At 30.2% G+C, this 25,142-nt stretch carries 20 protein-coding genes, 8 tRNA genes and 2 pseudogenes; 4 read left to right on the forward strand and 26 right to left on the reverse strand.

Annotated elements, in window-relative coordinates; all coding sequences use genetic code 11:
• Nucleotides 1-828: 828 nt before the first annotated feature.
• From ML436_08885 to ML436_08895, 3 genes and pseudogenes are all read right to left on the reverse strand, one after another.
• Entirely contained in the window at nt 829-2,037 is a 1,209-nt protein-coding gene (locus ML436_08885) for a restriction endonuclease subunit S (protein UMT77309.1), read from the reverse strand.
• Nucleotides 2,030-3,586 (reverse strand): type I restriction-modification system subunit M, encoded by a 1,557-nt coding sequence (locus ML436_08890; GenBank protein UMT77310.1) that lies wholly within the window; start codon nt 3,584-3,586, stop codon nt 2,030-2,032. The genes ML436_08885 and ML436_08890 overlap by 8 nt, the downstream gene beginning before the upstream one ends.
• A gap of 159 nt (nt 3,587-3,745) precedes the next feature.
• Nucleotides 3,746-3,886: pseudogene (locus tag ML436_08895) on the reverse strand (hypothetical protein).
• Between the two features lie 244 nt (nt 3,887-4,130).
• On the opposite strand from ML436_08895, the gene ML436_08900 reads away from it, so the two are divergent.
• Nucleotides 4,131-4,694: a DUF4888 domain-containing protein gene (locus ML436_08900; GenBank protein ID UMT77311.1), complete on the forward strand. Its 564-nt coding sequence runs from the start codon at nt 4,131-4,133 to the stop codon at nt 4,692-4,694.
• 392 nt (nt 4,695-5,086) lie between these two features.
• Here the strand turns inward: ML436_08900 and ML436_08905 are convergent, their stop codons facing one another.
• The 10 genes from ML436_08905 to lukE form a co-directional block, all read right to left on the reverse strand.
• The gene (locus ML436_08905; protein ID UMT77312.1) at nt 5,087-5,785 is read right to left on the reverse strand and encodes a BsaG protein; all 699 of its coding nucleotides are present in this window, start codon (nt 5,783-5,785) and stop codon (nt 5,087-5,089) included.
• Nucleotides 5,782-6,543: a lantibiotic immunity ABC transporter MutE/EpiE family permease subunit gene (locus ML436_08910; protein UMT77313.1), complete on the reverse strand. Its 762-nt coding sequence runs from the start codon at nt 6,541-6,543 to the stop codon at nt 5,782-5,784. Before ML436_08910 ends, ML436_08905 begins: the two co-directional genes overlap by 4 nt.
• Nucleotides 6,540-7,232: a lantibiotic protection ABC transporter ATP-binding subunit gene (locus ML436_08915; GenBank protein UMT77314.1), complete on the reverse strand. Its 693-nt coding sequence runs from the start codon at nt 7,230-7,232 to the stop codon at nt 6,540-6,542. Before ML436_08915 ends, ML436_08910 begins: the two co-directional genes overlap by 4 nt.
• 21 nt (nt 7,233-7,253) lie before the next feature.
• Nucleotides 7,254-8,627, reverse strand: coding sequence for a S8 family serine peptidase (locus ML436_08920; protein ID UMT77315.1), 1,374 nt, complete (start codon nt 8,625-8,627; stop codon nt 7,254-7,256).
• 9 nt (nt 8,628-8,636) lie between these two features.
• Nucleotides 8,637-9,155 carry a flavoprotein gene (locus ML436_08925; GenBank protein UMT77316.1) on the reverse strand — a complete coding sequence of 173 codons (519 nt, stop codon included), beginning with the start codon at nt 9,153-9,155 and terminating at the stop codon, nt 8,637-8,639.
• 15 nt (nt 9,156-9,170) lie between these two features.
• The gene (locus ML436_08930; protein UMT77317.1) at nt 9,171-10,415 is read right to left on the reverse strand and encodes a lanthionine synthetase C family protein; all 1,245 of its coding nucleotides are present in this window, start codon (nt 10,413-10,415) and stop codon (nt 9,171-9,173) included.
• Nucleotides 10,408-13,401 carry a lantibiotic dehydratase gene (locus ML436_08935; GenBank protein UMT77318.1) on the reverse strand — a complete coding sequence of 998 codons (2,994 nt, stop codon included), beginning with the start codon at nt 13,399-13,401 and terminating at the stop codon, nt 10,408-10,410. The genes ML436_08930 and ML436_08935 overlap by 8 nt, the downstream gene beginning before the upstream one ends.
• 64 nt (nt 13,402-13,465) lie before the next feature.
• Entirely contained in the window at nt 13,466-13,609 is a 144-nt protein-coding gene (locus ML436_08940) for a gallidermin/nisin family lantibiotic (protein UMT77319.1), read from the reverse strand.
• Between the two features lie 861 nt (nt 13,610-14,470).
• Nucleotides 14,471-15,454, reverse strand: a complete 984-nt coding sequence (locus ML436_08945) for a leukocidin/hemolysin toxin family protein (protein ID UMT77320.1) — start codon at nt 15,452-15,454, stop codon at nt 14,471-14,473.
• Nucleotide 15,455: 1 nt separating this feature from the next.
• Entirely contained in the window at nt 15,456-16,391 is a 936-nt protein-coding gene (gene lukE / locus ML436_08950) for a bi-component leukocidin LukED subunit E (protein ID UMT77321.1), read from the reverse strand.
• Between the two features lie 960 nt (nt 16,392-17,351).
• On the opposite strand from lukE, the gene ML436_08955 reads away from it, so the two are divergent.
• Nucleotides 17,352-17,588 carry a hypothetical protein gene (locus tag ML436_08955; protein ID UMT79509.1) on the forward strand — a complete coding sequence of 79 codons (237 nt, stop codon included), beginning with the start codon at nt 17,352-17,354 and terminating at the stop codon, nt 17,586-17,588.
• A gap of 20 nt (nt 17,589-17,608) precedes the next feature.
• Nucleotides 17,609-18,385 (forward strand): DUF1828 domain-containing protein, encoded by a 777-nt coding sequence (locus ML436_08960; protein UMT77322.1) that lies wholly within the window; start codon nt 17,609-17,611, stop codon nt 18,383-18,385.
• Nucleotides 18,386-18,959: 574 nt separating this feature from the next.
• Here the strand turns inward: ML436_08960 and ML436_08965 are convergent.
• The 13 genes and pseudogenes from ML436_08965 to ML436_09025 form a co-directional block, all read right to left on the reverse strand.
• Nucleotides 18,960-19,048 (reverse strand) — tRNA-Ser (locus ML436_08965).
• Nucleotides 19,049-19,102: 54 nt separating this feature from the next.
• A tRNA-Glu gene (locus tag ML436_08970) sits at nt 19,103-19,174 on the reverse strand.
• A 1-nt stretch (nt 19,175) separates the two neighbouring features.
• Nucleotides 19,176-19,250, reverse strand: a tRNA-Asn gene (locus ML436_08975).
• A gap of 17 nt (nt 19,251-19,267) precedes the next feature.
• A tRNA-Gly gene (locus tag ML436_08980) sits at nt 19,268-19,341 on the reverse strand.
• A gap of 15 nt (nt 19,342-19,356) precedes the next feature.
• Nucleotides 19,357-19,432: transfer RNA gene (locus ML436_08985), tRNA-His, on the reverse strand.
• Between the two features lie 13 nt (nt 19,433-19,445).
• Nucleotides 19,446-19,518: transfer RNA gene (locus ML436_08990), tRNA-Phe, on the reverse strand.
• Nucleotides 19,519-19,534: 16 nt separating this feature from the next.
• Nucleotides 19,535-19,610, reverse strand: a tRNA-Asp gene (locus tag ML436_08995).
• A gap of 21 nt (nt 19,611-19,631) precedes the next feature.
• Nucleotides 19,632-19,705: transfer RNA gene (locus ML436_09000), tRNA-Met, on the reverse strand.
• A 400-nt stretch (nt 19,706-20,105) separates the two neighbouring features.
• The gene (locus ML436_09005; protein UMT77323.1) at nt 20,106-20,660 is read right to left on the reverse strand and encodes an alpha/beta hydrolase; all 555 of its coding nucleotides are present in this window, start codon (nt 20,658-20,660) and stop codon (nt 20,106-20,108) included.
• Nucleotides 20,661-20,927: 267 nt separating this feature from the next.
• Nucleotides 20,928-22,328 (reverse strand): protoporphyrinogen oxidase, encoded by a 1,401-nt coding sequence (locus ML436_09010; protein ID UMT77324.1) that lies wholly within the window; start codon nt 22,326-22,328, stop codon nt 20,928-20,930.
• A gap of 23 nt (nt 22,329-22,351) precedes the next feature.
• Nucleotides 22,352-23,275 (reverse strand): ferrochelatase, encoded by a 924-nt coding sequence (gene hemH / locus ML436_09015; GenBank protein UMT77325.1) that lies wholly within the window; start codon nt 23,273-23,275, stop codon nt 22,352-22,354.
• Between the two features lie 57 nt (nt 23,276-23,332).
• Nucleotides 23,333-24,370, reverse strand: coding sequence for a uroporphyrinogen decarboxylase (hemE, locus tag ML436_09020; GenBank protein UMT77326.1), 1,038 nt, complete (start codon nt 24,368-24,370; stop codon nt 23,333-23,335).
• Nucleotides 24,360-24,470 (reverse strand): annotated as a pseudogene (locus ML436_09025) (hypothetical protein). Before ML436_09025 ends, hemE begins: the two are co-directional and overlap by 11 nt.
• Nucleotides 24,471-24,632: 162 nt before the next feature.
• Here ML436_09025 and traP point away from each other — a divergent pair.
• Complete coding sequence (traP, locus tag ML436_09030; protein UMT77327.1) at nt 24,633-25,136, forward strand: signal transduction protein TRAP; 504 nt, start codon at nt 24,633-24,635, stop codon at nt 25,134-25,136.
• The last annotated feature ends 6 nt before the right edge of the window (nt 25,137-25,142 follow it).

Genomic DNA, 25,142 nt, shown 5'->3' on the forward strand with positions numbered 1-25,142 from the left:
ATCTTAAAAAGCAAATTAAGGACAGAGTTACTCATGGTACTTTCTAACTTTGTCCTTAATTTTGACACTTATAAGAAGCTACCTCATTGCTCCTGACTGATTAGGAAAAAAACTCATTGATTTTCATCTATCATATTATTTAATTCTTAATATACACTAGTTCAAAGATATTTTTTAATGATGACTTTATCTTCAAATAATTTCAGCAAAATTTTTAGTCCCTTATTTCTCCCTTATGACATTTAAAAGTATTATAGAAAGACTTAGAATTACTTTATTTAATCCCTTGAATTCCCCCTAAATTTATACTCATTTTTAGTTTTGTATAACCTTAATTCAAGAATTGGTTTACTTCAAAATCTCAATCATTATATTGTCATTGATGTAAATTCTATTTATATTAATTATTCAACTGACCCTGGAAAGAAGAATAGTGGCGGTTCTCCTTTGTATTCAATTCTATGCAAGTGTTATTTTTCATTCATTTCATCAGCAGACAATAAATTTTGGTGACCTTCCTTTAAATGTCATTTGTCTTTATAAGCCATATTGTCTATATTGATTTTTATCTGATACTGAAATTATAGATTTAAATCCTCCTGCTTTTGTTGTTATTAATATATATGTAAATTTAGCATGTATCGGATTTCTTTTCGAAACTCAAAAAATAGCTACACTGAAGCTTCTAAAGGTTATTTTAAACACCGCGTCAGCTTTCTCAAATTTTAAGCACACAAATCACAATGCTAAATGCTAATATTATATTGTTAACAATTATCGGAAAAGCCCCTCACTAACTCAATTATTGAGGGGTTTTGTATAGACTTATTAAACAAACATTTTTTGTAGAAGCGATTGTTTCCTCTGTTTTAAAAATTCAAGTTTTCGTTCATGTATTTCAATTAAGTTATCAAATTTGCTAAAGAATTTACTTATATTTTTTTGCTCCTTTATCATCGGTATATTTAAATTCAATTGCTCCATTTGCTTTTTTGATACTTCTGAAAATGTTGACCCTGCACCAACTTTTTCTGCTAATATCTTCAATATATTTGAAATAGTATATACATAATACGAATCTAACACACCTTTTCGAGGTAATATTGATTGAAATCCCTGATTCGTTGTAGATTCTTTAGCTAAAATAGCTGTTTTTCCTATTCCAGCTCTTGAGGTAAATAGAATAGTGCCCACAGGCAAAATTTTAGCAGAACTTTTTCGTAGCCCTTCCTCTGTTATTTTCTTTTGACTACTATAGACATATGTTTTGTTACCTATTTCAATCGGTGAAAACCAATTTATTTCACCATTCCAATATAATTTGTTTTTTGTACTTGGAGTTCCTCCCCCTATTATTTCGGCTACTTCCCCTAATTGCTTCTCTTCCCAATCTGGATAATCATTACCATTCTCATCTTTGAATCGCAATTCTTGTGAGAAGATTTTCTGCATATAGCCTTTTTTCTGTTGTTGAAGTAATTCAAGCTTTTGTTCTTCTAATTCAATTTGTCGGTCAAGTTTACTGAAGAATTCACCTATTTTTTGCTGTTCACATAATTTTGGAAAATATACTCTTATACTTTCAATTAAACCCCAATCAGCCCTTGGCATCTTAGAACCAGCCGATTTACTAGCAACATCAGAATATCGTTTTGTTTGTATAAAACAATATAGAAATAAATTCAATAATTTATCTTCTTTCGTTGATTTCAAAACCCATATTTCTGAGGAACACACTCCACTTTTTTTTGTAAAATAATACTTATTCAAATATGGTCTGAGTTTTCCATACAAAACATTTTGTGGATTGAATTTATTTTTTTGACTTGAAAATTCTTTTGAATTATAAATTTTAATTAATCGACCCGTATTTTGTTCAATACAATCCAATTCTATATCAATACTTGCATTCTCATTTTGAGGGTTAAATTTATCACTCTTATTCGTTGCTAGATTTCCAAAAATGTCTGAAGAATATTCGCCTTCAAATTCTGGGAATCTCAACTCTGGCACATTTTTCTTTTGTGTATTACTCATCTTTCAACACCCCAAGTTCTTTCAGGTATGCATTGATTTCTTGTTCAACTTGTGCGATTTCTTTGTCGATATTTTTCAAATCTTGTTGGACCTGCTCTAAATCAATTGGTGCTTCTTCTTCGAATGTGTCGACATATCTCGGTATATTTAAGTTGTAATCGTTATCGGCAATCTCTTGTAATGTCGCGCTGTAGCTATATTTATCAATTGTTTCTTTACGCTTATATGTGTCTATAATGCGTTTGACTTGGGCATCGCTTAAATGGTTTTGATTCTTTCCTTTTTCAAAATCATTGGATGCATCGATAAATAATACGTTGTCGTCTTGTTGGCGACATTTTTTAAATACTAAGATACACGTTGGAATACTTGTCCCATAGAAAATATTCGCTGGTAACCCAATCACGGCTTCTAAGTAGTTCTTTTCTTCTATTAAATAACGACGAATGACACCTTCTGCGGCACCTCGGAATAATACACCATGTGGTAATACAACAGCCATCGTACCTTCATCGTCTAGATAATGTACCATGTGTTGAATAAAGGCAAAGTCGGCTTTAGACTTTGGCGCAAGTTTGCCATAACCGCTGAAGCGTTCGTCATTTTCAAATTTTGAATCTGCTGTCCATTTCGCACTGTATGGTGGGTTCGCAATAACCGCATCAAATGTAGTACCTAAAAAAGCTGGATTTTCCAACGTATCATCATTACGGATATCAAAATTTTCATAGCGCACATCATGTAACAACATGTTCATGCGTGCTAAGTTGTATGTGGTATTGTTACGTTCTTGTCCAAAATAACGATACACTTTCGTCTCTTTTCCAACACGCAACAATAATGAACCTGAACCACATGTTGGGTCATACACGTGACGCAATTTATCTTTACCGTCTGTGACAATCTTCGCTAGTATCTTAGATACTTGTTGTGGTGTATAGAACTCACCTGCTTTTTTACCTGCTGTCGCCGCAAAGCGCCCGATAAGGAATTCATATGCATCACCTAACATATCAATTTCCATGTCGCTATGAACGAATGGCAGATCGTCAAGGTTAATCATGACTTTGGAAATTAAAGCCGTACGTTCTTTGACATTGTTACCTAATCGCGTTGAACTTAAGTCCATATCGCTGAACAGTCCGATAAAGTCATTTTCACTTTCTTCACCTAATGTAGATGTTTCAACTTTACGAATTGCCGTCGCCAGATGTTCGATATCGAAATCTTGCGTTTCAATTTCACGAATCATCGCACTGAATAAATCTTGTGGCTCAATGAAGTAACCGACTTGATCAATTAATTCTGCTTTTAAGTCTTCACGGTATTCTTCATCTGCCCACGCTTCTTGATATGTAATATCTTCACCTGCCAAGGCATCAGCGTATTCTTGTTCGGCTTTTTCAGATAAGAAGCGATAGAAAATCAAGCCCAGAATGTAATTACGGAATTCACTCGCATCCATGTTTCCTCTTAAATCATTCGCAATCGACCATAATTTTTTATGTAATTCAGCTTGTTGCTGACGTTGTTTTTCAGTAATAGACATGTGATTCCTCCGCCTTTGAATAAGTAATTTATCTCTTTGTGTAATAGATTTATTATAACATTTGGATATGTCGCGATGTGGAGAATTTTGATGTTGGTGGTGGAATTTTTGAGTTTTAGTGGCGCGATTGTTATTGAAAAACTTTATGGTAATATTGTAACTTTCAAAATCATCTATATTTTCAATGATGTCAAAAAGTTGTTCATTCATACATAAATAAAACTAATCAACAATTGAAATGGTGTAAATCAATCATTGATTGGCTTTATTTGAGACACTCTTTTCTAATTTATTATAAATTTCCAGCTATAAACTTGTTTAATACTTACTTACTGATTAAAATACTCACCAACAATCTTTCGATTAAAACACTTTTTCTCTAATTTTTATAATTCAAAACACCAAAACGATGTTAAAAAATCATTCTATTTTTTAGTTAATAGATAGTTAATGCATTTTTGATATTTAGTTAATTGTTCTTTTTAAAAAATATTATTATATTTGCATTGTAAACGTTTACAATATAAAAAAAGGAGCAATTAAAATGAATACAAAATTTTTAGGTAAAACATTAGTAGCCAGCGCATTAGTTTTAACAACATTAGGAACGGGATTACATTCTTCATATTTAGGATTAGATACAAACAAAGTTGTTAAAACAGCAAAAGCAGAAGAAAAAACAAATACAGTGATTTGGCAAGGAGTTAAAAAGTCTCTAATAGATTCAAATATAATTAGTGGCAATCAAGGAGAAACCGTAAAAATATCTTTTTTACTAAATAATGGACAATCTACAAGTATAGAATCTACTGCAAATCATGACAGTTTTACTAATACTTCAAATAATTTTTCTAAACTTACTCAAATTGATATAAAAAAAGAAAACATTCCTGGTGATGATTTTAATACGACTGTAGATGCAAATAATACATGGAAAAACCTAACTTCAAGCCTAGTATCTAATGGATTAGCAGAGAAAGGTCAAACAGTTAGTATTTATAGCAAAGATACAAGTACAGTAATTACTGCTAAAATTGGTGAAGACTTCAATGATCATAAAGGCTTTTACTTAAATAAAAGAGACATCAACAAAATCACAATTGAATAAAGCTTAAACACAAATTTCCTTAATTCATAAAACCTTAATAACTAACCCTTTCTTACAAACCACCTAGCCCATAATAAATTAAAACGTCATTTTTTATTTCAAATAGCGGATAAAATAAAAAAACCATTCCGTAATAACTTTGGCAAGTTGGAATGGTTAAAAAATTAATTTAGAAGCCATTAGACGGCTTACTAGGACGACATGTTAGCGCATGTCGTCTTATTTATATTCATATAATAACATGCAATTCGATAAAATGTCTAATCGATAAAACACAATTGTATTTAAACGTATAGGAAAATAATTTATGTTCCTCTTCTCTTTTCTCTTATTCAGCTACTTAATTAAAAAGTAACTCATACAATTTTTATTTATCATTTTCAGAACTAAGATTAATCTTTAATCGTTCTGCCACTCCATTTATTGAATCCTTTAAAGAGTAAAACTGCCAATAACAACGTGATAATAATATAGATTACCATTGTCATCATCACTGGTATATTTCCTTCAATATACATATATACATAACGCGTAGCATATGTGATTGGTAAATAGAACCACGAATGATCTCCAAGCACTTCTAATCCAAAATAAACGTTAAATATAAACATTAAAACGCCGACAACAATAGCCAATACATCTTTAATGAAAATACTAAAAATAAAAAGTAGCAGTAATATAATTACATTGAAAAACAATGATACGCCTAAAAACATAAGTGTTATTTTCATATCATGTGAATGCCACAATAAATTAATTGATACTAATAGAATACATATAGCTGTAATAGTATAAGTAAAAATCATTGATGCAATTAACCAATTTAACCTATTAGCTTTTCCTAATATATGATTAAAGTGACCAATATTTTCTTCAAAATTGATGACTTGATAAACGTTTATAGAAATTAATAGTGATGTAATTGCATTAAAACTCGCTGTAAACAAACTAATTTGTCGACCATTCCATACATTTACGTTTAAATACCAATTTATAAATAATATAAACAGTATGGTTACAATAATGGGTACAAAGGTGAGCGCTTGCTTAGAAAATTTCAACTTACATGACTTTAATTCGTTAATTATCATTTTAATCGCCAACTTTTCTTATTATTTAAAAATGTTACTATCGCGAAAATAATGATGCTAACAATAATCGAAATATATAATGCATTGAGATCATTAAAGTACTTTGAATTATGATTTACAACTAAACCATTAGGTAGTATGCCAAGCGTAATAAGCGGGATTCTCTGCATTATCGCCCATGGCAACACCCAAAATGAACTTTTCAATGTTAAAAATAAAACACAAATGACTGATAATACTAAGTTTATTAATATTGATACGAACACTCCAAAGTATCGAGTCAATAAAAAGTTGAGCGGTATCAATGGTAGAGATACTACATACATCAACAATATTGTCACCAATAACAACATAGCATTAACCGGATGTGGATTAATAATTAGGTCACCTATATAAGCAATAATAAATACTAAAAAGCAATGTACCAAAAATGCTATTGATAAAATGAAAATCTTTGCTCTTATTTCTTTTGTAATCGACCAATTATTACTTAAGTAATAATTAAATGATTTATTTCTCATTTCAATTTTAAATAACGAATTACAAGCCATACATAATACAATCGGGATGAAAGCAATTGGCCAAATATTAAATAGTAAAGTTATATATGGTGACACACTATTCGCTGTTCCCGTATTACTTTTGGCGAATAAGACTGTGAAAATAGCAAAACAAAGAAATACCAGCGGACTTATTAATAAAACATACATACTGAAAGAGTTTTTAAATTTGATACCTTCTATCTTTAAATGTATCATTTGTAATCTCCTTTCGTTATTTTGAAGAATATCTCTTCTAAGTTTTCATCTTTGTTATTTCTTTGCTGATATTTTAGCTCACCTTCATGAATAATACCGATATGATCTGCTAAAACTTGGATTTCAGATAAAATGTGACTTGAAATAATAATACTAGTACCTTGTTCTGTTAATAATTTTAGAAGTTCTCTAAGTTCTTGTATTCCGTATGGGTCTAAACCATTAGATGGTTCGTCTAATACTAAAATTTCTGGCTTTTTAATTAATGCCATTGCAATTCCAAGTCTTTGTTTCATACCTAAAGAAAAGTCCTTAACCTTTTTCTTTTTATCGACATTTAAATTGACTAAGCTTAAAACACTATTAATTTCACTGAAATCAACGCTTTCATTTAAACACACAATTTTCAAATTATCTTGTGCACTTAAATGATTATATGTCGCAGGTGTTTCAATAAGCGAACCAACTTTGTGCAAATCATTTCGTGTCATTGGTCTATTATCTAATTTAATTTCCCCTGAATCTTGTTGAAGTATGCCACAAATAATTTTCATGAGTGTGGTTTTACCAGCACCATTTATGCCAAGTAACCCATATACTTCATTATTTTCTAAAGTAATATTAATATTTTTTAAAACATCTTGATTTTTAAACCGCTTCGAAATGTTTTCAGTAACTAATTTTGCCATAATCAAAACTCCTTTAACTTTTTAACTTGCTTTTTGATTTGCTACATTTAATGCTTTATACACATCAAGCTCACCATGTCCATATCTACTAAATGGTTTATTATTCTTAGATGTGCCATGCTGATATAACAATTCAATCGCTTTATCTGGATGTTTTTCAAGATGATATTTATCAATGATTAAAGCTAGCGCTCCCGAAACTTTAGGTGTGGCTAATGAAGTTCCAGCCTGATAAATATATCTTCCGTTATTGGCAGTAGTTAAAATGTTCTCCTTATGCATATACCCCTCATTCATCCATTTATCCACACCAAATTTATTAAAATATGCAAATGAACCTCCAGGCGCTACAATATCAGTATAATTCATACCAAAATTGGAAAACTCAGAGAGATTACTATTTTGATCTGTTGATCCTACTGTAACGACATTGTCCATAGATGCAGGAACATCTTTCACTTCGCCATTACCTTGATATTCACGCTGTAAATTTAGTTTCTGTTTGTCATTGACATTAATACCATCATTACCGGCTGCAGCAACTACGATAGTTTTTTTCTTCTTGGCGTAATTGATTGCTTTCTGTAACGCATCGTATTCTACTTTTTCATCTTTTCTAAAAGTTTGATGTTCATTTTTGTCCAAAATAGTATAACTACCAACACTCACATTAATAACTTGATTACCATCATTTGCAGCTTGAACTATCGCTTTAGATATCCAAAGCAATTCTGTCTTTTTACTACCAAAAACACGATACATTGTAAATTTATTATTCGGTGCAACACCTATTAATCTGCCATTAGCACTCGTTTGACCCGACACCATCGTGCCATGTCCTTTTCTATCATTGACATCGTGTACATCACCTGTCTCTTCTGGTTCAGTACCTCTAAAGCCATTTAAAGGTACTAAATTTTTAGAATCAGTCGAGAAATTATTTTTCAAATCGTCATGGGTTTGCATCACACCTGTATCTATGATTGCTATTTTTGTGTTAGCCTTTTTTGGCAAATCATCATACGATGCACCATTATTTGTTATTTTATTCATATCCCATTGTCTTGAAAATAATGACTCATTTGATGTTCTGTCTATTGTTTTCTCACTAGTCATGCAAGTTGAACATGTGGCATTTATATATTGAATGTCATTTTTATAGTTTGCCAAAGAATTAGCATTTGTATTTGTCATTTTAATCTGTGCCACTTGTAATTCCGGTATATTATAGACAACGTTTAAGGACTTCTTTTTAACTAACTTGTTAAATGTTGCTGTATTTTTGTATTCAACACTGTAATATTGTTCTTCTGACGCTGATGAAGTACTCATTGTAATAGATATTAAAAGACTCAATATTATTAAACTAATAATAGCGCGCTTTATGATTTTCATCTTCTAATCTCAAATGAATTCCAGAACTTTATACGGTTCAGGTGCGACAACATTCTTTTTAAATGTTTTTGACGCTAATTCATAACTTTCTGAAATATTTGCTGGATATATTGATACACCATAATCTTTTAATAATCGAATATTATTTTGAGTAACTGGATTTTCCCACATTCGTAAATTCATATTGGGAAATATAGAAAGTTTTTCAAAAGCTGTATGACAAATAGTTAATAATAAATTGTCACATATACCATTTGCAATTTTATTAATCGTATTAGAAGTCGCAGGTAAAATAATAATCTTGTCATGTTTATTTGCTATATCTAAATGATTTAAAAAAGGTTCTTCAAATTCGTCATAATAGTTATCACAAAATTGCTTTAGTATTTCACCATTAATAAACTTTCTACCATTCGTTGATGCGATTACATTTACTTCATCAAATTTTGATTTTAATTCAATAATATAGTGGCTAATATTGATACTATTAACTGAGCCACACAAACAAATCAATACATTTTCTCCCATGATATACGCCTCCATTCAGCTAATTAAAAACACATTGGTCCAATTTTTTTCATTGAAAATTTTTGTATTTTTCAGTGTCATCAATGTTAGATAGACCCCTAATTCACCTTCTAAAAGACCCACTTTCCTACTTTTAAATACACCTTGCTTATTTTCATTAATGTCTATAAAATTCACCAGATGATCTTCCTTATAATGAGAAATCAGTTTATCTATTAGTACAGTGATATAATCAGACACTTCATTTAATTCAAAATGCAAATTCATAATTGTTAACATTAATATTTGTGATGACAATCCATGACAAATAGTTGGACTTATTAAATTTTCATCTTTATCATTTACTACTTGTAGCATCACTTTTTTAGACATTTTAATAATTTCATCATCTTGTAATGCTTGGCCGATTAAAAACAACGTCGTCATTACACCCGTATTGCCATAACACCAACCATTCCGAATATAATTGAAATGATTACGTTCAGAAATTAAATCGTAACGCTGCAACCATCTTTCGTGGTTACAAAATTTTTCGTCCATGATAAATTTGTACATGTCTTTTAATATCTGCTGATGATTTTCAATAGTAACTCCTTTAATCACACATAATGCAAATAATGACATCGGTCCTAACACTCCGTGAGCAAGACCAAGATTGATGTTACCTTTTATAAAATACTTCTTATCCGTCTCTAAAAATTGACTTTCTTGCGGAACTACCCAGCTATTTTTAGAATATTGAATATCTTTAAAGTATACTAATATGCTTTTTAATGCTTTAACATTAGATTCATTCTCATCTACTCTATTTAGCAAATATCTCCCTATCCCAGCTAATCCACTGACAGTATCATAATTTAATGGATTTAATGGTTCTTGTAATATTTGATCAATTTTATTTTCTATTTCATTTACAATGAGACCATCAATATTATTTAAAATATTTTGATAATTTTTGCCATTTTGCGATGCTAAATCCATTGAAAATGCAATACCTGAAAGTCCACCAAACAAAGAATTGTTATATTGACCACTCTGTAAATATGGTGCTAATTTCATGATGTACTTATGCACAATTTGCTCAGTATTAATATCGAAAACTTTTTGATAAGCATCTAAAAACAAAATGATACCTGGTATACCATGTGATAAAGTTGAAGGTTCAAAATAATCGGTTTCAGTAGATGCTTTTGAAATGAAATCATCTACTTCTGAAATCTCTTGAAACTTCTTCTTCAATATTAGATTCATATCAGTCATTTTTGTCACCACACCAATGCTTTTGAGTTTTAACAATTTCTTTTACAATAGATAAAACAAATGTTTCTTGATCCTTATCAATGCCAAATATTCGATTGCAGCGCATATGAATTAAGCTACCAATAATCCTTGACCTTTTAGTAGTTAAAGGCTTTTTAAGCCCTTCATTTAAGTAACTTAAAATTTGATTGTCATTTTTTAAAAATCGATATATATTACTATAGTGTTTAGTCATATATTCAAAATTATTAGCAGGATTACATATAGTTACAAGTTCATTTTTAAAAGGTCTAATCTCTTTACTTTTAAATGATGTAGGTACATAGTTATTAACAATTTCCATACGCTCTTCATTCGAAATTGACAACATCTTAAATAAATACATTATTGAAATTGCAACAATAAATGGTCGCTCAAACTTAAAATCATTTTCAATAACATTGACAGCTAAATTCGTGTCATATTCAAAGAAAGATTCTATTTCATTAATCGTGTTCTTTCCACCATATCTAAAAAATTCTGGCTCGTATGATACAAATTCATAATCTGAAACTTCTGTCGTTTGTCGAACATGTGATAACCACTTCTTCAAGATGCTGTATATTTCTGCGTAATTTTCGTCATTCCTGTATAATCGCAACTTTAAAATGTCACCTTGTTTGATATAGCGCATTAAAAAATATTGATCAATATCGCCCCTATCTTTAAGATGTTTTACAAATGGATACAAATTATCGATGATAAATGTATTTTGTGAAGATTTTTCGATATAAATGTGTATTGCAAACCATTCTTTGTCATATTCAATATCTGTATTTTTATATTTTGGAATTTCAATTTCAGGTCCACAATATGCAGTTTTTTTATAAATAGGTGTAACAATTTCATACACATGGTCATTGTTTGATTGTGGTAAAAATGATTCTACTAAACGTACACGTTTATGCTTCTTATATTCTTTCATCAATAAATATCTATGATTGGTTAATGATAAATTCAGGAGAATTTTGTTATCTCCATAAACTAAATTTACTATGTTGGGTATATTGAATTGTTCCTGATATTTCAAAAATTGTTGATCCCATTCTTCATTTTTAGGTAAAGGTAATACCATCTCATTGATTTTCCAATATGCTGGTTTAAGAATGACATTTTTATATCTGATTCTTGGTGAATAACTAAATGAATCAATACTCACATCATTCATAGGTTCAATGTATTTCACAGATTCCATTGAAATTTCTCTTAACAATCGATATAAATTACTTTCTTTTAAAAAGTTATACATATTATTTGATTCAAATAGTACTCTTTTATTAAGTTGGCAAGAATATAAATATAACTTGTTAAAAGTAGCACCAACATAAATATCATCTAAGTTCAGTTCATGCTTTGAATCACTATAACTACTTCCTAAATTCAATGAATATTCGTATGAGTCATGATTAGTTAATACATTATGATTTCGTGGGTATTTCGGTACATTATTTATAGAAATCATTTCTACATTGTCATCACGCATCATGTTCTGATAATAATGCGCTTTTTCATGTTCTAATTTATATAAAGTTTCAGAATCAACTAAATGATGAAATCGTCCAAATGTAGCACCAGCATTAAAAGACGCCGTTAAAGGACTAATTACAATGAGCTCATTATATTGATTATAATAATCTCCAATGTAAAGTTCAGCGTATACATCGGCGCTAATTGGTGCATGATAATTATTTATCGTGTTATCGTTAATCAATGATTCTACGTCATTTTCATTGATGACAATTTCTTCGTTGTTTCTCAAAGCATGCAAAAATTTTTGCTTTAGCATTACAATATTATTTTCGTCAGTTTGTTCTTCTTGAAAAATTGTTGTCCCAAAACCTGTTATATCTGAAATTAAATCTTTAACATTCACAAGTTGTTCAAATCCATATTTTTCAATAAAACGGTTGTGAAGATTTTTTAAATCTGTTAATCCGACATTATTTCTAGATAAAAGCCACAATAAGTACGCTGCTTCGGATATATTTTTTGCTATATCTTGATGTAATTGATTGTTAATCATGTCAATTTTGGTATCAATTTGAAGATAATTTTTACATTTGAATAGCGCCTTCATATGTTGAATAATGTCCTTATATAATTCCTCACCAAATCCAATTTCTGTTTTTTCATAAGCTGATACCAATATCTGGATTTCTCTAATTTTTTCTACAAAATCATCTTTATGTAAAGAAAGTTTATTTAAAATATAATTTAAATTATCACTATTTGATAACGGTGGTCTGATTGTTGAATATATAATTTCTTTCGAGACAAGATTATGAATATATGCTTTTACTTTAGAAATATCATTAATTTCAAATTCTTGATTTATCTTTTCAGCTAAATTTGAAAAAGTAATATTATTATGTGTCACAATTGTTTTAATGAACATGAGTAAATCACTATTTTTAATGGAAAAAGATGCGTCTTTATTGTTATTCAAATAAATAGCACTTAGTTCATTTAAATATATTCGATCATTGATAATATGTGCTTTACTATTCCAAATAACTTTCAAATTTTGATAATATTCATCATTACTCTCAATATAACTAATCAGTTTATACAACCATTCGCCATCGACTTTCACATATTTTTGAATACTATTTCCAACTTTAAGACGTGTTGGTTCATTTAAAAAATGACCCAAATTAATACCACTTAATAATCCAAATGGCGTTGGACGTGTTGACATTCTAATTAAATATTTTAATAAACTTTCTTTAGCATCTCTAACCTTCTTGTTATCGCCATCAAAATTTATTTCTTTTAAAGTACGATATAAATTAAATGTTGTTGTTAGTATAGATTCTTTCGTCTGAGCATTTAATTGTAAGTCGCTATATTTAATGTGTTCAGTATTTAAAAATAAATTGAAAAACTCAACTGATAATAAAGGTGTTCTAATCATACAAATACTTGATGGTTCGTAAATAGTGTTCATTTGTAAGCACCTCACATATTTGGATAGACAAATAGAGCCCTTTCAGGCTCTATTTGCTGTAATCTTAACAGCAGAAGCTATTAAAACTACCCGTCTTAGCACAACCAGGAGTACATAAACTATGACTTGTAATACGTTCGCCACCTGCTGAATCATTTGAGTTGTTATTCGCTTTAACTTGCACGTCTAAATCAAGAACTTTTTCCATAGATAAAACCTCCTATTTAAAGTTGAAGTTAAGGCCCACTTCAATTGTCATATTATCCCTTTTTACACAACAAATCAATAAATTATATAATTTTATTTTGTGAATTTTTTGTAAACACTTATTTATTTAGTAATACTATTTTGATTATTAGATTTTTGTGTTTTTTTATTACTATTTATTTTCACTAATAATTTTACATCTAAGTATATAAATTTAAATTTACTGATGAATTTTTTAACAGATGAATCAATTTGTTTATATAAATACTTATGATAATTACGTCACTAATTTAATTGATAGTATTGAGGGATTGAGTGAGATTACTTTGTAGATATTAATGTGTTTTTGATTTATTTAAACATATTTAAAAAATGAATATATGAAGTTACTTTAATGGTGAGGATATAAATATTTCAATAACTTGATTGTCTTTTTAAAAAGCATTTTGTAAATGTCAATTTAAAAATGTACTTAGTTGATTGTATTGCAATTGACAAAATTATCTGCAAAGTATTTTTCTTCTTAGATGAATAACCTATTAAGCTATACGAATTGTCCGTGATTTTAACTACGTTTGAATGATGCAATATCCAATTCAAAATCACAAATACGACCTTTTTATCACTTCTATTAAACATCACTTCTCTATTTTTCCTATAAAATAAGAGAACCATGCCGACTATGACATGGTTCTTCTTTCAATCTTTTAATAAGTTTTTGTTTGGAAGTTTTTAAGTGTTTTTATATACGCAAATTTAGCCTTTAGAAAAAAGTATGTGACTACTTTATCATATAAAGTTGTAATTAAATTTTTATGTTAGTTCTTTAAATTCTGTTATTAACAATATCTATACCTAACAGTTATACTCCTGGATTAGTTTCTTTAGAATCTGTACCAATTAATTTAACAGTATGGTTTTGCCAATCAACTTCATAAGTAGATGTAAACGTAGCTATATTTTGACTTTTATAATTATTGCCAATCCAGTGTAATTGGTTCCATTGATTAGTATATCTATCCATTTCTCTTTGGTAAGTTACTTTGATTTTCGATTTTCTGGCATCATTCTGTTTGTGAGAAAGTACACCGATAAATTCTGGGTTAAAGTTTCCACGTGAAAGTATCGGCATTTGGTGTGTTGGCAAGAAGTTTTGACCTGCATTTGAGCTACTTTGTCTGCCACCTAAAAATAGTTCATTGCCGTATGTTTGGTCGTAACTATCTCTACCATATGGCCCCCAACCGTTATTCATAATTTTGTGTGCCTCAACACCCCAGCCAATTGATTTATGATTTGTTTTTCTATCAATTGTTGTTCTATAGCTTTCTTGTTTATAATTGATAGTTTCAGAAAATGATTTTGATCCATTTCCTCCACCAGATAAACCATTTGATATATTAATATCTCCACCATATGAATAACCTAATGTTTGTTGAACTTGGAATTCTTCGTTTTGATTTTTAGGAGCATAGTCAACAACATTTACAGAATCATTGGACTCTGAACTAACAGAAACATTATATTTTGCCCCCCAATAAAATTGTGAGTATTTGTAATCATTTGGATTCGGCTTTTTATAACCTGAATTAATATTCCCTGCAGCTTTAAGTACTAAAGTATCTTTATCATAACTTTTATCTTTAATGAAATTAAAAGTTAATATTTGAGATATATTCAATTTATCATTATCTGATGTTGCAGTCGTTTTGTATAAAGTGATTTTGTCATCTACTTTTTTCTCGCTTACTGGTGTTATGTGTTGTGCTGCATCAACTGTATTCGATAGTATAAGCAATGCAATTGATGTTGCAATTGATGATTTGACTAATTTACTCATTTTCATTTTAATTGTGTCCTTTCACTTTAATTTCATGTGTTTTCCAGTTAACTTCATATCTAACTACAAAGTTTCTATTTACAAATGCATTATGCTTTCTTTCTGCGTAAATACCAGTTCTAGGGAATAAAGTCGCATATGAAATATCTAAGTTTCTACCGTATGAAATTTCAAATTCACTCGTATCGCTTGAACCTTTTTCATGTGAGATTGTTGTTATAAAAGATGGGTTAAATCCACTTTGAATTAATGGAGGTAATTGATTATCTGGGACAAAATAATCCCTTGCTGAACCTGATGGACCATTAGGAGTTTGTACGAATAAATATCTATCATGCGCAGATTTTTTACCATCAGGCATAACAAACTCGTTTGCTTTTACACCCCATTTAACAGATTTTGAGTTTTGTTTTTCTACTTCACTGACATAACTCTTTTGTGTATAACTAATTGTTTTAGAATAATTAAATGAGCCATTACCACCTAAAGATGGTGCTGATTGGAAATTACCACCAATGTTATATCCTAATGTCTGTCCAACATCAGTAGTTTCTATTTTATTTTTAGGTAAATAATTAATTACATTTGCATTTGGATCTTTAGTCGTCAGTCCTATATTATATTGGAAAGGCCAAATCATTCGTTTTGTTAACTCATATCCACTACCCTTCACATCTGAAAATGAAGTTCTGGAATTGATAAAACCTTGCATTTTAACAATTAAAGCGTCTTTGTTATATTTTTTATCTTTTACAAAGTCGAATTGGACATTTTGAGTAACGCCCCATTTCTTACTACTTACATCCTCCGTACGTTTGATTACTTCAGCACCATCACCAATATTTTCAATATTAGTATTCGCTCTAGATTCTTGAATCGGAGATGCTAAAGGTGCAATCAATCCAACTGACAAAGTTGCTGCTAACATTTTTTTCTTAAACATAAGTTTCACTTTCTTTCTATATAAATTTTTAATACAAATTTATTTTAGATTATTTCACTAATTTATAAAATTAACTGATTATTAAAAACTACATAGATGTAAAATGTTAAAAAAATAGAATTTATCAATTGAAATCTTTCAAATCCGTCCATTGATATGAAATTCTATGAATTTTTATCTTTTAAGTTACGTATTCGAAAAACACAATAAAGTTAACACGTATCAACTCTTTTGCTTACAAATTCATTACGAACTTAAATTATATTTTTAAAAATAAAGTTTGTATTTGAACAAATAATATGAAGTTTAATTGAAAATTAACTGATTATTAACTTTTGTCGTTAAGTGGAAATGATTACTTTTTACTGATTTGTATTAGGATAAAAATATCTATTAATGTCCATTTGGATAAACATTTACATTTTTGTTAATCATTCTAATACTAATATCATTAGGATTGAAAAATAATGTAACTAAAAACACTAGATTAAAAAAGTATTTTTTTATTAGGATCTTAATCGTATAATAGAATTATTATTGAGAGTAAAAATACCAACAATGAGTAAAATATATTTAGAGAGAGTTGTAATAACTTTTTTGAAAGAGAAAAAATGATTTAACAATTCTATCCAAGGAGTTAAAAGCAGTAAATTACTATAAAAAGTTAGAAATATACGGATATATCTCATTCGTTTATTAAATTTATATCCGTTATTTAAAAATAATTCTATTATTGGAGGATGCAAAATGGAAACAGAATTATATAAAAGCCTATTACATAAAATAAAGATTTTCGAAAATAATGTAATAAATATACCTATCATTGGAGAACAAACAAAACATAAGTTATTTCATATGATAAATGATAAAGAAAAATTCACTCTAATAATTAACAAAGGTGGTCGTAGAAACCCACTAAACCTAACTATTTTGCTAAGAAGTAATGATTATAACTCTAACATGATTAGGTTCGACGTTAATGGTAGCGATCATGCAAATCCACCTAATAACGAAAGAATACCTACACCACATATACACATTTATACTGAAGAATATAATAATGGTGGAATTGCAATCCCTTTAAAAGACATTGAAGATTTAGAATTAACAGATGAAATTATAGAATCATTAGAGTTCTTTATGAAGTATACTAATATAAAGCACGATAATGTTATAATAGAATCAAGATTATTGTAAAAGAAACGGAGGGATACTTAGTGAAGACTATCGAAGAAAGAATGAACGAATATTTCAACTGGTTAAAACAAAACTATATCTTCAAAGAATTAGATAGTTCTACAGAAATTACTACTCCCTTTAAGAATCATTTGAATGATTTTATTAGAATATATGCTGATACACTACCTAATAATGAAATTCGTCTATCAGATGACGGATTGACGATTAATGAATTAGAAATGTTGGGTATTGATATAAACACAAAAACAAGAACAAAATTGATACAGAATATTTTAAATCAATTTAATTTAAAATTAATTGATAAAGAAATTATAGCGGATATTAAAAATGAAAGTTTTGCTCAGTCTAAACATAATTTAATTCAAGGTATATTGAAAATTTATGATCTTACCTTAACTACTAAATCTAATGTTACAAACATGTTCTATGAAGAAGTATTTGAATTCTTATATGATGAAGAAATAAGAGGATTAGCACAAGTTTCTGTTTCTGGAGAATCAGGTTTAAAATATTCTATTGATTATATTGTTTCAGAAACAAAGTCACAACCAGAAAAACTAGTTAACTTTACAAATAACTTAGATTTTAACAAAATTACCAATGAAGCTTATATTTATCGAGATATCAAACCAAACAGACCATCTAGAAATAAGTTAGAACCTATCATGTTAATAATAGTAAATGATGTAGATCATCCGATAAATGAAAGAGCGCAAACTGTAGCAGAACATGAGAACCTTGAGATTTTAAAATGGTCTAATAAATCAAAAATCATCGAAACTTTAACCTCATAAATTAACAGTAGTCCCCTATTCTTATTTTTTCAATTTTTAAATGCAATAAAGGCTAAAGTAAACTCATTACTTTAGCCTTTATTAATAATTTAGTCGAATTTATTAAAAATTGACTAACTCCTGGTTATGCTACGCTTTTCTTTAAAATCCGCACGTAGATGCCGATTAATTATATTATAACATTTTTATTTTATTTTTAAAAACATAAACTTAATCTTTTAATGTCTTTAAGGAATACCTATACAATACATATCAAAACGATTAGGTCATGCAGATGTACATACAACGCTTAAAACATATTCGCATTTGATTAAAGAATTTGAAGATAATGAAACTAAATTTATAGAAAAAAATCTGACTGATTTGTTTTGTGACTAAACTTCAAAATCTTGTGACTGAAATTAAGATTAACCATCAAAAATTAGTCACATTGTGGCTAAAAAATTTTAAATGGATATAAATAAATAAGAAGTGTAAAAATGAGGATAATAGCTCAAATGCAGATATATCAAGGGGTTGAGTCTAAAATAAAAAGAGCGCTTAAAATGATTTTAAACCATTTTAAGCGCTATAACGGAAGGTAAGGGATTCGAACCCTTGAGACGCTTGTGGCGCCTACACACTTTCCAGGCGTGCTCCTTCGGCCAGCTCGGACAACCTTCCTCAATAATAAATATGTAATAAAAATACAGAAGCGATATTTCACTTCTGTTTGTATGACTCCTACGGGACTCGAACCCGTGTTACCGCCGTGAAAGGGCGGTGTCTTAACCGCTTGACCAAGGAGCCATGGCTCCACAGGTAGGACTCGAACCTACGACCGATCGGTTAACAGCCGATAGCTCTACCACTGAGCTACTGTGGAATAATAATAGAAAATAATGGAGCGGGTGATGGGAATCGAACCCACAACATCAGCTTGGAAGGCTGAGGTTTTGCCATTAAACTACACCCGCTAATGTAAACGATTATGGGGCGGCTGAAGGGGATCGAACCCTCGAATGTCGGAACCACAATCCGATGTGTTAACCACTTCACCACAACCGCCATGAATTAAGAATGGTTCAGGACAGAGTCGAACTGCCGACACATGGAGCTTCAATCCATTGCTCTACCAACTGAGCTACTGAACCGTAATGGTAATAATAATGGCGGTCTCGACGGGAATCGAACCCGCGATCTCCTGCGTGACAGGCAGGCGTGTTAACCGCTACACTACGAGACCTATTAAATTAAAAACTATGTATTGCGGGAGGCGGATTTGAACCACCGACCTTCGGGTTATGAGCCCGACGAGCTACCGAACTGCTCCATCCCGCGCTAATATTATTTTGAATTACCTAATTAATATACCATATTTAAAAACCTAAAGTCAAGAACTTTTTGAATTTAATTTAAATATTATTTCTTAAATAATTACTTAAATATCGTAGCAACATGTTCTCTGTTGAACACAAATATTAGTATATTCATTTTTGTAGTGTACGTCAACGACATTTTGAAAGTTTTTTGTGTAAAAAAACGCTTCTTCTTCCCTTTTATAATATAAGTGTCTAATAGTTGTCATAATTACTCATGAACTATTAAAAAAGATGCAGGAATCATAAATTTTATAATGCCTACATCTCTAACCTATTAAAATATAATTATAATCTTTTTCACTAAAGTGCTATGTTTCGTACTGACACACATAACACAATACATAGCAACCAAACATTACCTATCGTGTCATATAATCTTGCATTCGATCTTGCAACGCTGTAAATGTTTCAAAGCCATCTTCTTCTAAGAAGTGCCCTCCATCTTCCACGATTCGCAAGTTCCCCTCTAATGCATTCATTAATCGTTGAGTCTCTTTATATGAAACGTATTTGTCATTTTTAGAACTCAATCCATAAAAATGATCGACTTTCTTTTTAATGTTATCGTAGTCAATTGTCACATTACTTAAGTCGATATCTAAATCAATCTTTTCAGCATCTTCTTTAAAACCTGCAATACTAAAAAAGCCTTCTATCGGCTGATCAATCATTTCAATATATTTTAAAGCTGTAATTGAACCTAAACCATGCGTTACAAAATATGTATCTTTCTTTCGAACGTTAATTTGTTTCGTCATAGCCTCAATCCATTGATCCACTGTCTTCGTTTCAGGTGATTCAAAATTAAATAATGTTACATGGTACCCTTCTAAAGTCAAATTATGTTTTAGCCACTGATACCAATGATTTCTACTGTTTCCATGCATAGAATGAACAATGATTACATCTGTCATCACATTCTCTCCTTTCAACTTACTATTTCTTTCTGATTTTAAAAATTGAATACTCACCTATAATTGTAAAATAAAAGCACCTTAAATAGAAATGTTTATATCTCAAATTGACATTTCAAATTAAAGTGCTTTGTCATCTTTTCTATTAAATTTAGAAACAAATATTACTATGCGTATATATTCTTTATAACAATTCCAACATTACCGAATTTCCATCAATAATAAAATATAAAAGATACTTCACTGGCGTCCCAGTCCATAATTAGCCTACAACTCTGCGACTATTTCTTCAGCAGCTACCTTACCTTGCACAATACAATCTGGCAGTCCAACCGCTTCAAAAGATGCACCAGTTACTCTAAGTCGTGGATATGATTGTTTAATATGTGCTTGAATCTGTCTGATTTGTTGAATGTGACCAACATGATATTGAGGCATACTTTTCGTCAATCGATTCACAATTGTAAATTCGGGGTCACCTTTAAATGTCATCATCTTACTTAAATCTTTACGCACAATTGAAACTAACTCATCATCTGTATGATCATCGACAGCGGTGTCACCTGGTTTACCTATATAGGCACGAATCAACACCTTACCTTCTGGCGTAGTAAATGGCCATTTCTTTGACGTCCAAGTACAAGCTGTAATGTCTGTATCACTCGTTCTTGCTATAACGAATCCAGTACCATCATAAGTATTTTCAATATCCTTTTCATCAAATGCTAATACTACAGTGGCAACCGTTGTGCTATCCATTGTTTTAAAATAATCAAAAGCTGGATCTTGACCAAACCAATTTAAAAACACTTGATGTGGCGTCGTTACTAATACGCCATCATACACTTCTTCTAGTTGATCATTGTAAACAATTTTATATTGTTTTTGAGACGTAATAATATCATCTACTGTCGTATTATATTGAATTGATACACCCTTTTTAATTACATCTTGTTCTAATGCTTCTATAAATGAACTTAAGCCATGTTTAAACTGCTTAAATTGACCTTTTGGTGCACCCGGATATAATTGTCGCAGTTTAAGACGTTTATTTTTCTCATCTTTCATACCTTTGATTAAGCTTCCAAACGATTCTTCTTTCTCTTTAAAATTAGGAAATGTACTCATCAAACTTAATTTATCGATATCAGTACCATAAATACCACCCATTAATGGTTCAATTAAATTTTCGAGTACTTCATTACCTAATCTTGCTCTGAAAAATTCACCTACTGAAATATCACCATCTTGCATTTGTATAGGCTTTTTGATTAAATCTAATCCTGCTCTTAATTTACCAAGTGGCGATATTAATTTTGTAATAACAAATGGTTTAATATCTGTTGGAATACCCATAATTGAACCACCTGGAATCGGATATAATTTATTTTTCGCAAAAATATATGATTGTCCAGTCGTATTTGTAACAATGTCCTGTTCTAATCCTATATCTTTAGCTAATTCTGTCATTATAGTTTTTCTACCTAAATAAGATTCAGGACCAAGTTCAATCATATAACCATCTTTACGATAAGATTGAATCTTTCCCCCCGGTCGATTCGATGCTTCAAAGATTGTTACGTCAATATTAGGATCTTGCTGTTTTAAAAAATATGCACTTGATAAGCCTGTGATTCCCGCTCCTATTATAGCCACTGATTTAGTCACAACGTTTCACGCTTCTTTCGTAATTAAAATATGGACTTTATTTCATCAACAATTGCACCGATAAATAATGGATGTGTATTCGGCATTTCCGGTCGATAATAATTCGCACCAATGTCATCACAAACCACTTTACATTCATAATCATTGTCATATAGAACTTCTAAATGTTCACATACAAAGCCAACTGGTGTGTATATAAAGTTTTTGTAATGATGTTTTTCATATAAATCACGTGTTAAATCTTGTACATCTGGTCCTAACCATGGTGTACCTGTATTACCTTCAGATTGCCAACCAATCGCGATATTTTCAATATTAGATTGTTCTTTGATTAAAAGTGCAGTATGTTTTAATTCCTCTGGATATGGATCATTATTTTTTTCGATTAAACCTTTTGGCAAACTATGTGCTGAAACGACCAATACAGTATCTTTATGTTCATCCTCTGGAATTTGAACCAAAGTTTCATTAACTTTATTCGTCCAGTACTCAATGAATTTAGGTTGTTCATAATAATGTTTAACATGCGTCAGTTGAATACCATATTTTGTAGCTTCTTCATCTGCACGTTTGTCATATGACCCTACTGAAAATGAAGAATAGTGCGGCGCTAATACGACTGTAATAGCTTCTGTAATACCATCATTATGCATTTGTTCTACTGCCTCTTCAATAAATGGCGAAATATGTTTTAAACCTAAATAAAGTTTAAACTCAACGTCAGCATATGCTTTATTCAAAGCAGAAACTAATGCTTCTGCTTGTTCGTCCGTTGTACCCGCTAATGGTGATAATCCTCCAATAAATTCATATCTATCCTTCAAATCTTGTAGTTCTTCTTCAGTTGGACGTTTACCATGTCTTATATCCGTATAATATGGTTCAATATCACTCTCTGTATAAGGTGTACCATATGCCATAACTAATAGGCCCATTTTTTTAGTCATTGATAATACCTTCCTTTAAATGAATTATCTTTCCCGTGCTATCGCTATTTAACAAAATTATCTTTGTGTATAATTATGAACAAATTCGCTTACTTTACGTAATGTTTCAGGTTGTACTTCTGGAAATACGCCATGACCTAAGTTGAAAATATGTTTTCCATGTTCCATACCTTGATCTAAAATTGGCTTCAACCTTTCTTCTATGACATCCCAAGGAGCTAATAAAATGGATGGATCAAGATTTCCTTGTAATGTTTTAGTTACACCTAATTGTTGCGCTTGGTTTATTGAAGTTCTCCAATCTAATCCTAATACATCAATTGGTAAATCATTCCATTCATTAATTAAATGACTTGCTCCTACACCAAATAAAATGACTGGCACATCATGCTTTTCTTTAACTTCATTTATTAATCGCATCATGTGTGGTTTAATATAATGTCTATAATCTTCGACATTTAAAGCCCCTACCCATGAATCGAAAATTTGAATTAATTCGGCACCCGCTTCAACTTGAGCAGTCACATACTTAACTGATACATCGACTAAGTGATTCATTAATGCAAACCAAGTTGCTTCATCTCTATACATCATTGCCTTTGTGAAATTATAATTTTTCGAAGGTCCACCTTCTATCATATATGATGCTAATGTGAATGGTGCACCAGTAAAACCAATTAAAGGTACATTTAACTTTTCTTCTGTTAAAAGTTTAATTGTATCAAGTACATAAGGTACATCTCGTTCGGGGTCTATTTGAGAAAGTTTCTCAACATCTTGAATTGTTTTAATTGGATTGTGTATTACAGGTCCAATACCAGATTTAATGTCAACATCTACACCAATTGGCTTTAATGGCGTCATAATATCTTTGTATAAAATTGCTGCATCTGTATGATAATTATCAACTGGTAAATGTGTTACATAAGCGCACAACTCCGGCTGATGCGTAATTTCAAATAGTGAATATTTTTCTTTCAATTTACGATATTCTGGTTGCGATCGGCCAGCTTGTCGCATAAACCAAACAGGTGTATGTGTTGTTTCTTCACCTTTGATCATTTTTAAAATTGTATTGTTTTTATTATGCACCATAAAGGCCTCCTAAATTAAAATCATTCTTATCTATATTATCATATCGCTCATTCGTTCGTATTTTCAATAATTAAATGTCATAAAACTGACATTTAATCATAGAACTATTTATTGTAAATTTAAATTCTAAAGTCCATTATTTTGTATCATTACTTCTAAATATCTCGCATGATTCATTATAGTAATTTTAATCAATTATTAATAGTGGTAATGACTAGTTTATCATCGTATAATAAATAAAAACATAAGGGGGACCTTTCATATGAAGAAACTATATACATCTTATGGCACTTATGGATTTTTAAATCAAATAAAAATCAATAACCCGACCCATCAACTATTCCAATTTTCAGCATCAGATACTTCAGTTATTTTTGAAGAAACTGATGGTGAGACTGTTTTAAAATCACCTACAAAATATGATGTTATCAAAGAAATTGGTGAATTTAGTGAACATCATTTCTATTGTGCAATCTTCATTCCATCAACAGAAGATCATGCATATCAACTTGAAAAGAAATTGATTAGTGTAGACGATAATTTCAGAAACTTTGGTGGCTTTAAAAGCTATCGTTTGTTAAGACCCGCTAAAGGTACTACATACAAAATTTATTTTGGATTCGCTGATCGACATGCATATGAAGACTTCAAGCAATCTGATGCCTTTAACGACCATTTTTCAAAAGAAGCGTTGAGTCATTACTTTGGTTCAAGTGGTCAACATTCAAGTTATTTCGAAAGATATTTATACCCGATTAAAGAATAATTTTTT

Origin of the sequence: Staphylococcus roterodami (assembly GCA_022493055.1) — a bacterium.
Taxonomy (GTDB): domain Bacteria; phylum Bacillota; class Bacilli; order Staphylococcales; family Staphylococcaceae; genus Staphylococcus; species Staphylococcus singaporensis.